An 11,694-nucleotide genomic window follows, 5' to 3' on the forward strand; every position below is an offset into this window, starting at 1 on the left:
GCGACGGCTGCGCGACGGCCACCACGACCTGTGCGTACTCGACGTGCAGCAGCCGGATCAGCCCGTCGCCACGGCGCCGCAGCAGCCCATCCATCGACGCCCGCCCGAGCCGGAACGGCCCGTTCGGCCGCACGACCTCCCGCGCGAGGACGGTGTTCAATCTCGGCGCAGGAGGTGGACGTCGACGAGGAACGAGTTCGAGGACACGATCTCCCCGAGCGCGCCGACCTTCTTGCGCCGCCGCTGAGCGGCCTTGCGGTGGCGCCGGCGCGTGACCACGGCGGCGGTCGTCACCCCGACCGCGAACCCGGTCGCCGCCAGTGCCGCGGCCTGCACGGCGGGCACGGGCAGGCGGGCCTCAGGCGCGGCCGTGACCGCTCCAGGCTGCTCCGCTACGACCGGTAGGCCGTCGACGATCTCGGCGTCGACTTCAGCGTCGTCATCAACCACGAAGGACAGACGTTACCGGCTGCGCCGGACGTGCATGGTGCCGAACACGCGATCCCAGTACGGGGCGCTGATGCCGAAGCCGCGCTCGTCGTCCTGGAAGTGATGGCGCATGTGCAACTCGCGCAGCTTGTGCCCCAGCGCCGTGCGTGGCGTGTGGTGGTGCACGTGGTAGTGGAGCATGTCATAGGCCAAGTAGCCCACGAAAAAGCCGCCGCCGAAGACCAGCGCCGCGTCGTAGCCCAGCACCAGCCAGAACGCGCCGAGCACCACCGCGCCCAGCGGCACGCTCACCGACGGCGGCATGACCAGGCGCAACGGGTCGTTGGGGTGGTCGTGGTGGACGCCGTGGATCATCCAGTGCAGCCGCATGCCCAGCGGGCTGGAGTACGGCTCGAAGTGAAAGACCACGCGGTGCAGCCAGTACTCGAACAGCGTCCAGAAGACGTAGCCGGCGACCAGCAGCAGGACGCCCGCCAGCGCGCTCATCCGGCCCAGGCCGGTCACGAGCAGGACCGCGATGACCGGGCCGAAGATCAGCGGCGGCACCGACGGGTGGACCCGCGTGAAGCGATCCAGCAGCCGACTCTCGAACATCGGCGGTGAGGCCTTGAGCTCGTCGGACCGTGCCATTAGGTCAACCTTATCGCGCGCGGCAACCTGATTGCACGCGCAACCTGAAGTTCAGCCGCGCTAGAGCTCGCGCCCGTAGACGCGGTACTTCTTGACGATCCGGCCGTTCATGGCCTCCATCCCGCGGTTCATGGCGCGGTTGGTCTCCAGGATCCAGCCCATCTCGCCGCCCTTGATCCGGGCGTGGCGCGCTGAGGTGTCGAAGTGCTCCACGTACAGCGCGGCGGCCGCGCCCGTGTGCTGGAACTTGGGCTTGACCCCCAGGAAGCCGACGCGCACCCGCGTCATGCTCTTGGAGCGGCGCAAGAAGCGCCACCAGCCCAACGGCAGCAGCCGGCCGTTCATCCGGCGCAGCACCTGGTTGAGATCGGGGATCGTGATGGCGATCGCGACCGGCTCCTCGCCGACCTCGGCGATCATGAACCAGTCCTTGTCGAACGCGAGCTGGAGCTCCAGGCCGTACTGGTCGAGGTCCTCCTTCTCGTAGGGCACGAACCCGAAGTTGCGCCGCCAGGCCCGGTTGTAGATCTCGGCGAAGACATCGAGATCCTTGCGCAGCCGCAGCCGCGACATGCGGCGGATCGTGACGCCGTGCTTCTCGCGGGCGTCGGCGGCGAGCTCGGGCAGGATCGGGAGCATCTGCTCGCGGTCAGAGATGTCCAAGGCCCACATGAACAGGTCGACGACCTTCTCGAACCCGGCGCGCTCCAGCAGTGGCTGGTAGTAAGGCGGGTGCCAGGGCTGGCGGATCATCGGCTCGAGCTCGTGGCCCTCGATGACCAGGCCCGACTCGTCGTTCATGGTGAAGTCGGCGGGACCGTCCATCCGCTCCATCCCCCGCTCGCGCAGCCAGGCGCCGGCGGCCTCCAGCAGCGCGGCCGCCGCTTCCGAATCGTCCTCGCACTCGAAGAAGCCGAACCACCCGCGGCGCTCGTCGTGATGGCGGTTGTATGCGTGATCGATGTGCGCGCTCACGCGGCCGACCGTGCGCCCGTCGCGCTCGGCGATGAGCAGCTCGTAGTCGACGCGCTTCGCGTAGGTCCCGAAGCGGCGGCTGAGGAACAGGCGCCGCTCCAGCTTCAGCGGCGGGACCCACGGCGTGCCGGCGTGCAGACGGAACGGGAGGTCGATGAACGCTCCGACATCGCGAAACGATCGGGCGGGGCGCACGTCCACAGGCATCGGCGCATCAACCTAGCGGGCGGACGGTGCCGATAGGCTCATCGCGTGACGGCCAAAGCGCAAACCGACGTCTTCGGGAAGGCTCGCAACCACGAGCGCCTCGAGATCCTGAAGGCGGCCCGTGCGGTCGACATGGTGCCCTACTTCCGGGTGATGGAGAGCCCGGCGCGGCCCGTGGTCGAGATGGAGGGTCAGCCGCGGATCATGCTCGGCGGCAACAACTACCTCGGGCTCACCGAGGACGAGCGCGTCATCGCCGGCGCGCGCGACGCGCTGGACACCTACGGGACCGGCATGACCGGCTCGCGGCTGCTCAACGGCACGACGCGGATGCACCTCGAGCTCGAGTCCGAGATCGCCGACTTCATGGGCACCGAGGACGCCATCGTCTTCACGACCGGCAACCAGGCCAACGTCGGGACGCTCGGCACGATCCTGGCGCCAGGCGACACGGTGATCGTCGACTCCGGCGACCACGCGTCGATCCTCGACGGCTGCATCCTGTCGCGCGCCAAGCTGCGTCCCTTCCGCCACAACCGGCTCGACAAGCTCGAGAAGATGCTGCAGCGTGCGGCCGAGGACGGTGGCGGCGTCCTGGTCGTCGTCGACGGCGTCTTCTCGATGGAGGGCGACATCGCCCCGCTGCCGGCCATCTGCGACCTCTGCGAGGCCTACGGCGCCCGCCTGATGGTCGACGAGGCCCACGGCACCGGCGTGCTCGGCCATCGGGGCGCAGGGGCCAGCGAGCTCTTCGGCGTCGAGGATCGCGTCGACCTGCGGATGGGCACCTTCTCCAAGTCGCTGGCCTCCTGCGGCGGCTTCGTCGCCGGCAGCGCCGACGTCATCGAGTTCCTGCGCATCCAGTCGCGGACGTTCCTGTTCACCGCGTCGGCCGTCCCCGCCGCGACGGGCGCTGCGCTGGCCGCGCTGCGCGTCCTGCGCACCGATGAAGGCCGTACACTGTTAGGACAGGTCCAGGACAACGCACGCTACTTCCGCGACGGCCTGGAGGAACGGGGATTCGCGGTCGTCGCGCCCCAGGGGCTGCCGGCCGGCCACCCCTACGGCGCGGACATCGTCACGCCGATCATCCCCGTCCTGATCGGCGACGACTGGCAGGCGGGCCTGATGTGGAAGGGCCTCTACGAGGCCGGCATCTTCGTCAACACCGCGCTGCACCCCGCGGTGCCACCGGGCGGCGCGCTGCTGCGCACGAGCGTCATGGCGACCCACGACCGGCCGACGCTGGATCGCGCGCTCGAGGCGTTCACGACGGTCAAGGCCGGCTTCGAGGCCGAGCATGGGCCGCTGCCCGGGCCAGGCGAGCACGGTCGTCGCCGCGCCGCCTGAGCGGCCGCCCACCATTCACCGCTCAGGTCGATTTAAGCAACGCTCCGTAGCACGTCGCCGGCGTTCGGTGACGGCTGCTCAACGGCTCGGCAGGGCCGCGGACATCGAGCCGATCCGACCAGAAGAAAAAAGGCGCTCTGAGCGTATGTTGCGCTCGTTCACACCTTGAACGAACCTGCCGCCCTGGCATACGTTCGACACGCGTTGGAGGCAGACGCACCGTGGGCAGGATGTCCCGGATCGAGGAGTGGAGTCGTTTGAGGAGACGCCCACCCGTCGCCCCGTGGCACGTGGTCGACCACGGTGACGGCTGCCGCAACGCTTTTCCACGCACCAACACAACGATTTGCCGTCTCACGCTGAGGGTGAGCCGGTAGGGAGGACAGATGAACGCAGCAGCGACGATCGCCCCTGCGCCACAGCACCTGCGCGCATTGGCTCGAGCGAACGAGGTCCGCCTCGCCCGCGCAGAGCTCAAGCGTCAGGTGGCGGAGGGCGAGATCATTGCCGCGCACGTCATCCTCGAATGCCCGTGGGAGGCCGCCTCGATGACGGTCTCCGACCTCCTGACGAGCCAGCGGCGGTGGGGAAGCACCCGGTGCCGCAAGCTCCTGCAGTCGATCCCCATGTCCGAGAACAAGACCGTGGGATCGATGACCGAGCGCCAGCGTACGGCGCTCGCCGGCCTGTTGGAGGGTCTTCCGGCCTAGAAGGACGATGCGCAGCGCGCGGCGGACGTCCGAGCGGGACGTTCGCCGCGTCGCGGCCCACGAGGGCCGCAGCGACTGCAGGCCTAGACCGTCGCGACCTCGAGCAGGTTGCCGTCCGGGTCGCGGAAGTAGATCGACCGGAAGCGACCGCGCTCGAAGACCTCCGAGCACGGCACCCCGCGCGCCCGCAGGTAGTCGCGCCAGGCGACCTGCTCGTCGGCCGAGCCGACGCCGAAGGCGAAGTGATGGACCCCGCCGCGCCCCTCGCGGGCCTCGTCCAACTGCGGGTACTCCATGAACGAGACGAGCGTGCCGGGCGTGCCGAGCGCGTCGCCGAACCAGAAGTGGCGCGAGCCCGGGTCGTCGGCGTTGTCGGCCTCCTCGGTGAGGGCCAGGCCGAGCACGTCGCGGTAGAAGGCGGTGGTGCGGTCCAGGTCGGCGACGATCGCCGTCACGTGGTGCAGACCGCGCAGCTGCATGCGGCGCTCGGGGTCGGGCGCCGGCGCGGCAGGCGGCTCGGGCGGGGACGCGTCGTCGGTCACGCGCGGAACCCTACGCCGCCACTACGACGCATGAACGCGCGGCGGAAGCCGAGCAGGCCCAGCACGTAGACGACGATGCCGACGACCAGGACGATCTCCTGCGGGATCGGCGCCAGCCAGAAGGGCACCGCGGCGATGATGGCGCAGATCCCCGCCAGCAGCGATGAGTGCGAGCGGTAGCCGGCAAAGTGCTCGCGCACCGACAGCTCGCCGGCCGCGAGCGTCACCAGGACGAAGCCGCCGCCGAGCAGGACGCCGCGGCGCTCGCCGCCGGCGAAGAAGAAGCCGATGGCGAGCAGGACGATCGACAGCAGGATGCAGAGCTCGGTCAGCGGGAACGGCGCCCACGGCGGCTGCGGCGCGTCTTCGCGGCGCGACTTGTAGGTCGCCGTGCGCGGCGCGGCCGGCATGGGCGCCACGGGACGATCGACGTCCGCGCGCGGCTCAGGCGGCGCGACCGGCGTGCTGGCGCGCTTGCGGCTGCGGCGACCCATCGACGTTGGATCCTAGTGTTCGCGGGCCGGCCTCACGCCGGGGCGGGTTTTGGACAGCCCGAGGAGAGCTTGATGTGCCACCAGCCCATCAGCATCCCGATGATGCCGAGGCGCGGGCGCACCTGGTAGGCGCCGCAGCCGGGCTCGCCGAGATCGGCGACGGGCAGGCGGACCCGCTTGTAGCGCGCCGGCTCGCGGAGCATCTCTTCCAGCAGCGCGCGCGAGTCGGCTTCGAGCTCTGCGCGATCGGCCACGACGACGCGCGCGCGGCGGATGCGCTCGGCAAGGTCGTCGCGGACGCGCTCGAGCTCGCCGAGGCCGAGCAGGCGCGGGCCGGTGCCAGAGCTCAGCGGTCCGGCGATGCGGAACGGGGCGCGCTCGTTGAACGCCACCGTGTCGGCATCGTGGACATGCGGGAAGGCGGCGGCGATGGTCTCCCCCAGCTCGCGCTCCAGACGGGCGATCTGCGCCCGCAAGGTCCGGCGCGCGCCGCGCTCGTCCACACCGCCCGCATGGCGGACGTCAAGGGGTGCGTCAGGGCTGAGCTGATCGATCAGGACCACAGCAGTTCCTCTCCTACGCAGGCGAGGATAGCTCCGGATCGCGCCACAGTCGAATGCCTATGCGCCGTCCTGCGCCAGAGCGCCGGCGGCCAGCCACAGCGCCTCGTCGACGTGGGCGCTCGGCACCCCCGGAACCTGGACGGCGACGAGCCGCACGCGCGAGCATCCGCGCTCGGCGGCATGGCGGTCGGAGACCCGGCCGAAGAGGATGGCGACGGGGCCTCGGTCGTCGGCGAGCACGAGCCGGCCGCGGGGCACGTCGTGGGCGTAGGCGCCGGCGGGCAACTGCTCCCCGGGCCCCGCCGCGCGCAGGATGACCTCGCCGGCGAGCGTCGCATCGTCGAAGGCCACGACCGGCACGCCGGTCTCCATCACGGCGAGGATCAGCGCGTCGGAGACGCGATCGCCGGTGTAGAGCTCGCCGTGCACGAGGCGCTCGACCGCCACCTGCTCGACCGGGGTGCGATCGACGTCGGGGTCGAGGCCGACCTGGCGGAAGAAGACGCGATAGGCGCGCGGCACCGGGCGCGTGCGCAGCGCGATCGCGTTGGCGCCGCGGAAGCGGTTGCTGACGTCCTCCAGCCGCTGGCGCAGCGCGCGCGGCGTGCGACCGGCGGCGCCGTCGACGGTCGTGACGCGCAGCCGCAGGCCGGGCAGCTCGGCGGCGAGCTCGGGCGCGACGACGCCGTCGACGGGGTCATCGCCCGGGTCGGGTGGGTCCGGCTCCCTCGGGGCGGCCGGGTCGCTCACCCCAGCCTCCGCGCCTTGGCCACCAGCGCCGCCGGCGCCAGCGCGCCGAAGGTCGTCTCCACCACCCGGCCGCCGCGGCGCGCGAACGTCAGCTGCGGGCAGACCTGTACGTGGTAGGCGTTCGACAGCGCGCCGTCACGGTCGTAGCCGACCGGGAAGCTCCAGCCGTGGCGACGCACGAGCGTGCGCAGGTCGCCACGGTCGCCACGGATCGCGATCGCGGCCAACTGCACGCCGGGCAGCTGCGCGCGCACCCGCTGCATCGCGTCGAGCTGGGCGATGCACTCGCGGCTGCGGATCGCGAAGAAGGCCAGGACGACCGGCCCGGCCTCGCGCAGCGCGCAGCCGTTGAGGATCTCGGGCCCGCGGACGGTGCAAGCGGCGCGCTTGCCCGCCTGCCCCTCGCCGGCGTGGGTGGCGATGTTGGCGTCGGCGTCGATCGGCCCCAGCGCCGTCGGCACCGCGAACGGCGGCATGCGCTGTCCGGCCGGAACGCCACGCGCGCCGCGCTCGGTGCCGTGGCGCAGCGTCGTCACCAAGAGCAGCAGCACCAACACGATGGCGGCCGCGCCGACGACCCAGAGGTAGCGCGCCCCATCGCCGGGACTCGATCGCGGTGGTGGGGCGGTCGTGGGCACGCGATCGGCCGGCCGCGCGCCGACGGCCGCCGAACGCCGCGGCGGCGCCTCGCCGTCGGCGTCGTCGAAGTCGAGCGGGCCGCTCACGCGACGGGCTTCTCGCTGCGCCGCGGCAAGCTTGGCCGCGGCAACCGCACCCGCGGACGGCGCACCCGGACGTCGGCCGGCCGCCAGCGCTCACCAAGCACCAGCGCCGAGGGCAGCACTAGCAGCACACCGAGCAGCGACACGGTGAGGTCGATGACCGTCACCGCGCCGAAGTCGCGCAGCATCCGGATGTCGCTCAGCGTCAGGACCGCGAAGCCGGCGATCGCGGTGACGCCCGAGGCCAGCACCGCGGCACCCGTCGAGCGGTAGGTCCGCTCCAGCGCCGCCGCCGGATCCAGCCCGCCGCGGCGCTCGGTCCGGTAGCGCTCGGCCAACAGCACGCTGAACTCGGTCGAGATCGCGATGACCAACGCGCCGAGCGTGACCGACATGGGGTTCAACGGCACGCGCGTCGCGAAGAGCACGAGCGCCGACCAGCCGGTGGCCAGCGCGATCGGCACCAGCGGCGTGAGCGCGCGGCGCCAGGAGCGGAAGGCCACCAACAACACCGCGCCGACCGCCAGCAGGCCGAGCACGAGCGTCAGCAACCGCCGCCACGGCGAGGAGACCGCGGCGTTGGCGTCGGCCGCCAGCACCGGCAGACCGGCGAGCTGCGCCGAGACGCCCTTGGGCGGGTGGAGCTCGGAGCGCATGATGTCCAGGACCTGCTTCTGGCGATCCAGCGGCATCAGCCGGATGCCGAACGCCATCGTCGCCGTCTTGCGATCGTGCGTGATGACGCTCTGGGAGAAGTACGGCGGCACGACGTCGAGCAGCTCGTTGACCTGCGCCTGCGAGGTGATCTTGCCCTTGCCGTCATCGCCGCCGAAGAGGTCAGGCAGCGAGAACGCCGGACACAGCTCGGCCTTGCCGCAGCCGCGCTTGTCGCTGTAGCCGAAGCGCTTGAGCAGCCGCAGTTGGTAGGCCGACATCCAGTTCAGCGTCGCCGGCGTCGTGAGCTTGTCGCTGCGGACCAAGACGTCGATCTGGCCACCGACGCTCGTGGACTTCTGCAGCGCCTGCAGGTCGGCCAGCGCCGGCAGGCTCTGGGGCACGAGCTTGGTGACGTCGGACTCCACCTTGGTCTGCGTGTCGGCGACCCAGCCGACGACGGCGATCGCCAGGCCGATCGCCAGGACCCGCTCCGGACGGCGCACGGCCGCGCCCAGGGCCGCCGAGCGGAGCGTGCGACCGCGACCGCTGACGCCGCGGGCAACCGGGTTGTCAGTCAACAGCTCACCGGCGCCGCGCCCTGCGGACGCGACGATCTCGCCGGCAGCGACCACGGCGCCGGGCAGGCGAAGAGAAGACGGTTTCCCAACCGTCCCGACCAGCGCGGCCGTGCCGAGCGTGATCGCCGTCGCCAAGGCGATGAAGATGCCCGCGACCAGCAGCAGGCCGAAGCCGCGGACCATCGGCACCGGTGAGACGCCGAGGACCAGGAAGCCCGCCGCGGTCGCAGCGGCGGCGACCGCCACCGCGGGCGCGCCCGTCCGCGCCACGTGCCCGACCGCGGAGACCACCTCGGCACGGGTGGCCCGCGGCCCGGCGCGCTCCTCGATGCGCGCCTGCAGCTGGATGGCGTAGTCCACCGCCAGGCCGATTAGCACCGGCACCACCCCCACCGACGCCATCGTCAGCGACGCGCCGATCGCCGACAGCGCCCCGAAGGTGATCGCCACGGCGGCCAGCGCAACCGCGAGCGGCAGCAGGCGCCGGCGCGCGCGGAAGACCACCGCGAGGACCAGCGCCATCACGAGGATCGACGCGATCAGCAGCGTCACAATCGCGTCGGTGATCTTGGTGGTCAGATCCGACAGCACGACCGGCGCGCCCGTCACGACGAAGCGCCCGCCGTTGAGCAGCTGCAACTCCTTCACCTTGGTCGCGGCGCGGATCTGCGTGATCGCGTCCTTGCGCGCCGCATCCGACAGCCCCGGCTTGAGCCGCACCTGGATCAGCGAGCTGTCGGCGTTGGGGAAGAGATAGGCGAAGCGGGCCTTCGGCGTGCCCGCCGCCTTGCCGCCCGCGAACACGAGCTGGGAGACGAAGCCGGGGTCGTTGACCTGCGGCGCCTTCAACAACCCGTACTTGAGCGCGAGCTGGACAGACTGGCTCAGCGCCTGGTAGCTGGCGAGGTCGGCGGCCTTCTGGGCCAGCGCCTTGGCGCGGGCGACCGAGTAGTGCTTGCCCCGCGCCAGTTGGTAGGCCGCGTTGTACTGCTTCTGCGCGTCGGCCTTGATGCCCGCCAGCTGGGAGTTGTACTGGTCGCCGATCTGGCGGACCGACTCGTTGATGAACGTGCCGGGACCGAAGACGACCTTGGCCGGCTTGGTCTTGCCCAGCCGCCCGCACGGGCCCGACCAGCCGCCGACGGGCGTCGCGCCCTTGGGCACGTTGCCGCCGAGGCAGCCCTCCAGCGCGATCAGCCGCTCCAAGTCAGAGGTCAGCACCAGCTTGGAGACCGCTCCGCGCACCAGCACGTAGACCGCGTCCTCACCGAACAGCTGATGCTCACGCTCGGTCGCTTGGTAGGACGCGCTGGAGGAGCCGACCAGCGTCTTGGAAGCCGTCGTCGGCGAGAGGCGCAGCGCGAGCGCGGCGCCCGCCAACGCGAGCACCGTCACCAGTAGTCCGACCGCCAGCGGGCGGCGGGCGGCCGTTCCCATGGCGGCGCCCAGGATGCGCGGCAGCCGACCCATCAGGGCGCTGAGGCTACCGGGCCTACGGCGCGGGCGCGCCGGGCACCGGCAGGAAAGACCGCCGGGGTTTCACCGGCTTCACGGCGCCGGCGCGCCGGCTTGCACGCCCTTGACGTTCGCCCGCAGTTGCGGGAACTGCGTCAGCGTGCCGCCGAGGTTGAAGCGGTCCTGCTGCCGGCAGGGCGGCGCGACGATGTTGCCGTTGTTGAGGGCGAACTTCAGGATGCCGTCGCGCAGCGTGTCCGACAGCACGCCGGGGACCGCCGGGCCCAGCGCGGGCGTCAGCGTCTGGCCGGTGCACTGACGCGTCTCGAAGGAGGCCAGCCCGCTCTTGAGGCTCAGGCCGTCGCCCGGGAACGGGTACGGGTTGGTGCGGTTGGTCGACAGCCGCTTCGGATACTGCGCCAGCATCTCGGGGTTCAACGGGTTGGAGGTGCGCAGGTAGTGCGCGGGCTCGCCGCCGCCGAAGGAGGCCGCTGTGGCCTGCGTCGCCGCCGTGGTGTTGGCAAAGAACGCGGTCAGCTCGCTCTTGTAGAGGCTGGCACCGTCGAGGATCGGGTTGAGCTGCTTGAGCGGCCCGTCGAAGTTCGCCAGCAGCGGATGGAGCTGGTCGAGGAACTCGGTCGTCGCCGGCAGGCCCTGCTTGGACGCGGCGACCAGCGGGTCGATCGAGCGGAAGAGCGCCTTGAGGTCGGGCGCGATCGCCGAGAGCTCCTGCAGCGTCGGACTCAGCTGCTTTGCCGCTGGCCGCAGCTCGGTGACGACCGGGTTCGCGTTGGCCGAGAACTTCGACAGGCGCTTGAGCGTCGTCTGCGACTCCTGCTCGAAGGTCGGCAGCGCCCTGAAGGTGGCCTGCAGCTCCTGGTCGCGCGCCGCGGTCGTCGCGAAGACCTTGTTGGAGTTGGTGATGAGGCCGGCGAGCTGGCCGTCGCGCTCCGACAGCGCGTCAAAGACCTCACCGGTGTTGCGCACGAGCTGGCGCACGCCGGCCTTCTGCGAGTTCAGGATCTCCAGGACCTTGGTGGTGTCCTGCGCGAACGGCGCGAGGTTGCCGAGCGCGGCGTTGAGGTCCTGGCCGCGACCGTTGAGCGCCTGGGCTTGGGTCTGGATCCAGTTCTGGAAGGCGGCGCGCGTCTGCGGGTCGAAGGCCCGCAGGATCTCGTCGAGCTCGACGGTGTCGGCGACCTGGCCCGTCGCCAAGCGCCCGTTGTCGGGCACCTTCTTGGCCGTCGGACTGCCCGGCGTCAGCTCCACGTAGGTCTCGCCCAGCAGCGTCTTCTGGCGCAGGATCGCGTGGGCGTCGATCGGGATCGGCGCGTACTCGGGCTTGAGCTCGATCGTCGCGTCAGAGCGGCCGGTCTGCTTGTTGGCGACGATCGCCTTGACCTTGCCGACAGGCACGCCGGAGATGCGGACGTCGGCCTCGTGGGCGAGCTGGGTCGCCTCCCCGAAGGAGACCTCGAAGCGATACCCCTTGGGCTTGAACGGCGTCGCGCCGCCGAAGGCGAGCCACAGGTACAGCAGCAAGCCGAAGCAGGACAGCGCGAAGCCGACCATGATGAGGATCTTGCCGAGGCTGGGGACCTGCTTGTTCAC

Annotated in this window: 12 protein-coding genes; 2 read left to right on the plus strand and 10 right to left on the minus strand. The window is 71.3% G+C overall.

Annotated features, from left to right (window positions below; all coding sequences use genetic code 11):
• Window positions 1-156 precede the first annotated feature (156 nt).
• From VGO10_RS09475 to VGO10_RS09485, 3 genes are read right to left on the minus strand one after another with little or no spacing between them, the layout of a single operon-like run.
• Window positions 157-450 carry a hypothetical protein gene (locus tag VGO10_RS09475; protein ID WP_327467559.1) on the minus strand — a complete coding sequence of 98 codons (294 nt, stop codon included), beginning with the start codon at window positions 448-450 and terminating at the stop codon, window positions 157-159.
• A 12-nt stretch (window positions 451-462) separates the two neighbouring features.
• Window positions 463-1,080 carry a sterol desaturase family protein gene (locus VGO10_RS09480; RefSeq protein ID WP_327467561.1) on the minus strand — a complete coding sequence of 206 codons (618 nt, stop codon included), beginning with the start codon at window positions 1,078-1,080 and terminating at the stop codon, window positions 463-465.
• A 60-nt stretch (window positions 1,081-1,140) separates the two neighbouring features.
• Window positions 1,141-2,262, minus strand: a complete 1,122-nt coding sequence (locus VGO10_RS09485; RefSeq protein WP_327467563.1) for a hypothetical protein — start codon at window positions 2,260-2,262, stop codon at window positions 1,141-1,143.
• Window positions 2,263-2,307: 45 nt separating this feature from the next.
• Between VGO10_RS09485 and VGO10_RS09490 the strand changes: the two genes are divergently transcribed.
• Complete coding sequence (locus VGO10_RS09490) at window positions 2,308-3,612, plus strand: aminotransferase class I/II-fold pyridoxal phosphate-dependent enzyme (RefSeq protein ID WP_327467565.1); 1,305 nt, start codon at window positions 2,308-2,310, stop codon at window positions 3,610-3,612.
• Between the two features lie 386 nt (window positions 3,613-3,998).
• Window positions 3,999-4,322, plus strand: a complete 324-nt coding sequence (locus VGO10_RS09495; protein WP_327467567.1) for a hypothetical protein — start codon at window positions 3,999-4,001, stop codon at window positions 4,320-4,322.
• Between the two features lie 83 nt (window positions 4,323-4,405).
• On the opposite strand, the gene VGO10_RS09500 is transcribed toward VGO10_RS09495, so the two are convergent.
• The 7 genes from VGO10_RS09500 to VGO10_RS09530 form a co-directional block, all read right to left on the minus strand.
• On the minus strand, window positions 4,406-4,864 hold the full coding sequence (locus VGO10_RS09500) for a VOC family protein (RefSeq protein WP_327467569.1): 459 nt from the start codon (window positions 4,862-4,864) through the stop codon (window positions 4,406-4,408).
• Window positions 4,861-5,358 (minus strand): hypothetical protein, encoded by a 498-nt coding sequence (locus VGO10_RS09505; protein ID WP_327467571.1) that lies wholly within the window; start codon window positions 5,356-5,358, stop codon window positions 4,861-4,863. The genes VGO10_RS09500 and VGO10_RS09505 overlap by 4 nt, the downstream gene beginning before the upstream one ends.
• Before the next feature lie 32 nt (window positions 5,359-5,390).
• A complete protein-coding gene (locus VGO10_RS09510; protein WP_327467573.1) occupies window positions 5,391-5,921 on the minus strand; it encodes a hypothetical protein in 531 nt (176 codons plus the stop codon).
• A gap of 57 nt (window positions 5,922-5,978) precedes the next feature.
• Window positions 5,979-6,671, minus strand: a complete 693-nt coding sequence (locus VGO10_RS09515) for a hypothetical protein (RefSeq protein WP_327467575.1) — start codon at window positions 6,669-6,671, stop codon at window positions 5,979-5,981.
• Window positions 6,668-7,396, minus strand: coding sequence for a TlpA disulfide reductase family protein (locus tag VGO10_RS09520; RefSeq protein ID WP_327467577.1), 729 nt, complete (start codon window positions 7,394-7,396; stop codon window positions 6,668-6,670). Before VGO10_RS09520 ends, VGO10_RS09515 begins: the two co-directional genes overlap by 4 nt.
• Window positions 7,393-10,098: an efflux RND transporter permease subunit gene (locus tag VGO10_RS09525; RefSeq protein ID WP_327467579.1), complete on the minus strand. Its 2,706-nt coding sequence runs from the start codon at window positions 10,096-10,098 to the stop codon at window positions 7,393-7,395. The genes VGO10_RS09520 and VGO10_RS09525 overlap by 4 nt, the downstream gene beginning before the upstream one ends.
• A 78-nt stretch (window positions 10,099-10,176) precedes the next feature.
• Complete coding sequence (locus VGO10_RS09530; RefSeq protein WP_327467581.1) at window positions 10,177-11,694, minus strand: MlaD family protein; 1,518 nt, start codon at window positions 11,692-11,694, stop codon at window positions 10,177-10,179.

The sequence above is a fragment of the Baekduia sp. genome (genome assembly GCF_035996765.1).
Classification (GTDB): domain Bacteria; phylum Actinomycetota; class Thermoleophilia; order Solirubrobacterales; family Solirubrobacteraceae; genus Baekduia.

Excerpts from the sequence above, each read along its gene's own strand:
- VGO10_RS09525 (WP_327467579.1), bottom strand. The coding sequence starts at position 10,098 with ATGGGTCGGCTGCCGCGCATCCTGGGCGCCGCCATGGGAACGGCCGCC.
- VGO10_RS09485 (WP_327467563.1), bottom strand. The coding sequence starts at position 2,262 with ATGCCTGTGGACGTGCGCCCCGCCCGATCGTTTCGCGATGTCGGAGCG.
- VGO10_RS09480 (WP_327467561.1), bottom strand. The coding sequence starts at position 1,080 with ATGGCACGGTCCGACGAGCTCAAGGCCTCACCGCCGATGTTCGAGAGT.
- VGO10_RS09505 (WP_327467571.1), bottom strand. The coding sequence starts at position 5,358 with ATGGGTCGCCGCAGCCGCAAGCGCGCCAGCACGCCGGTCGCGCCGCCT.
- VGO10_RS09495 (WP_327467567.1), top strand. The coding sequence starts at position 3,999 with ATGAACGCAGCAGCGACGATCGCCCCTGCGCCACAGCACCTGCGCGCA.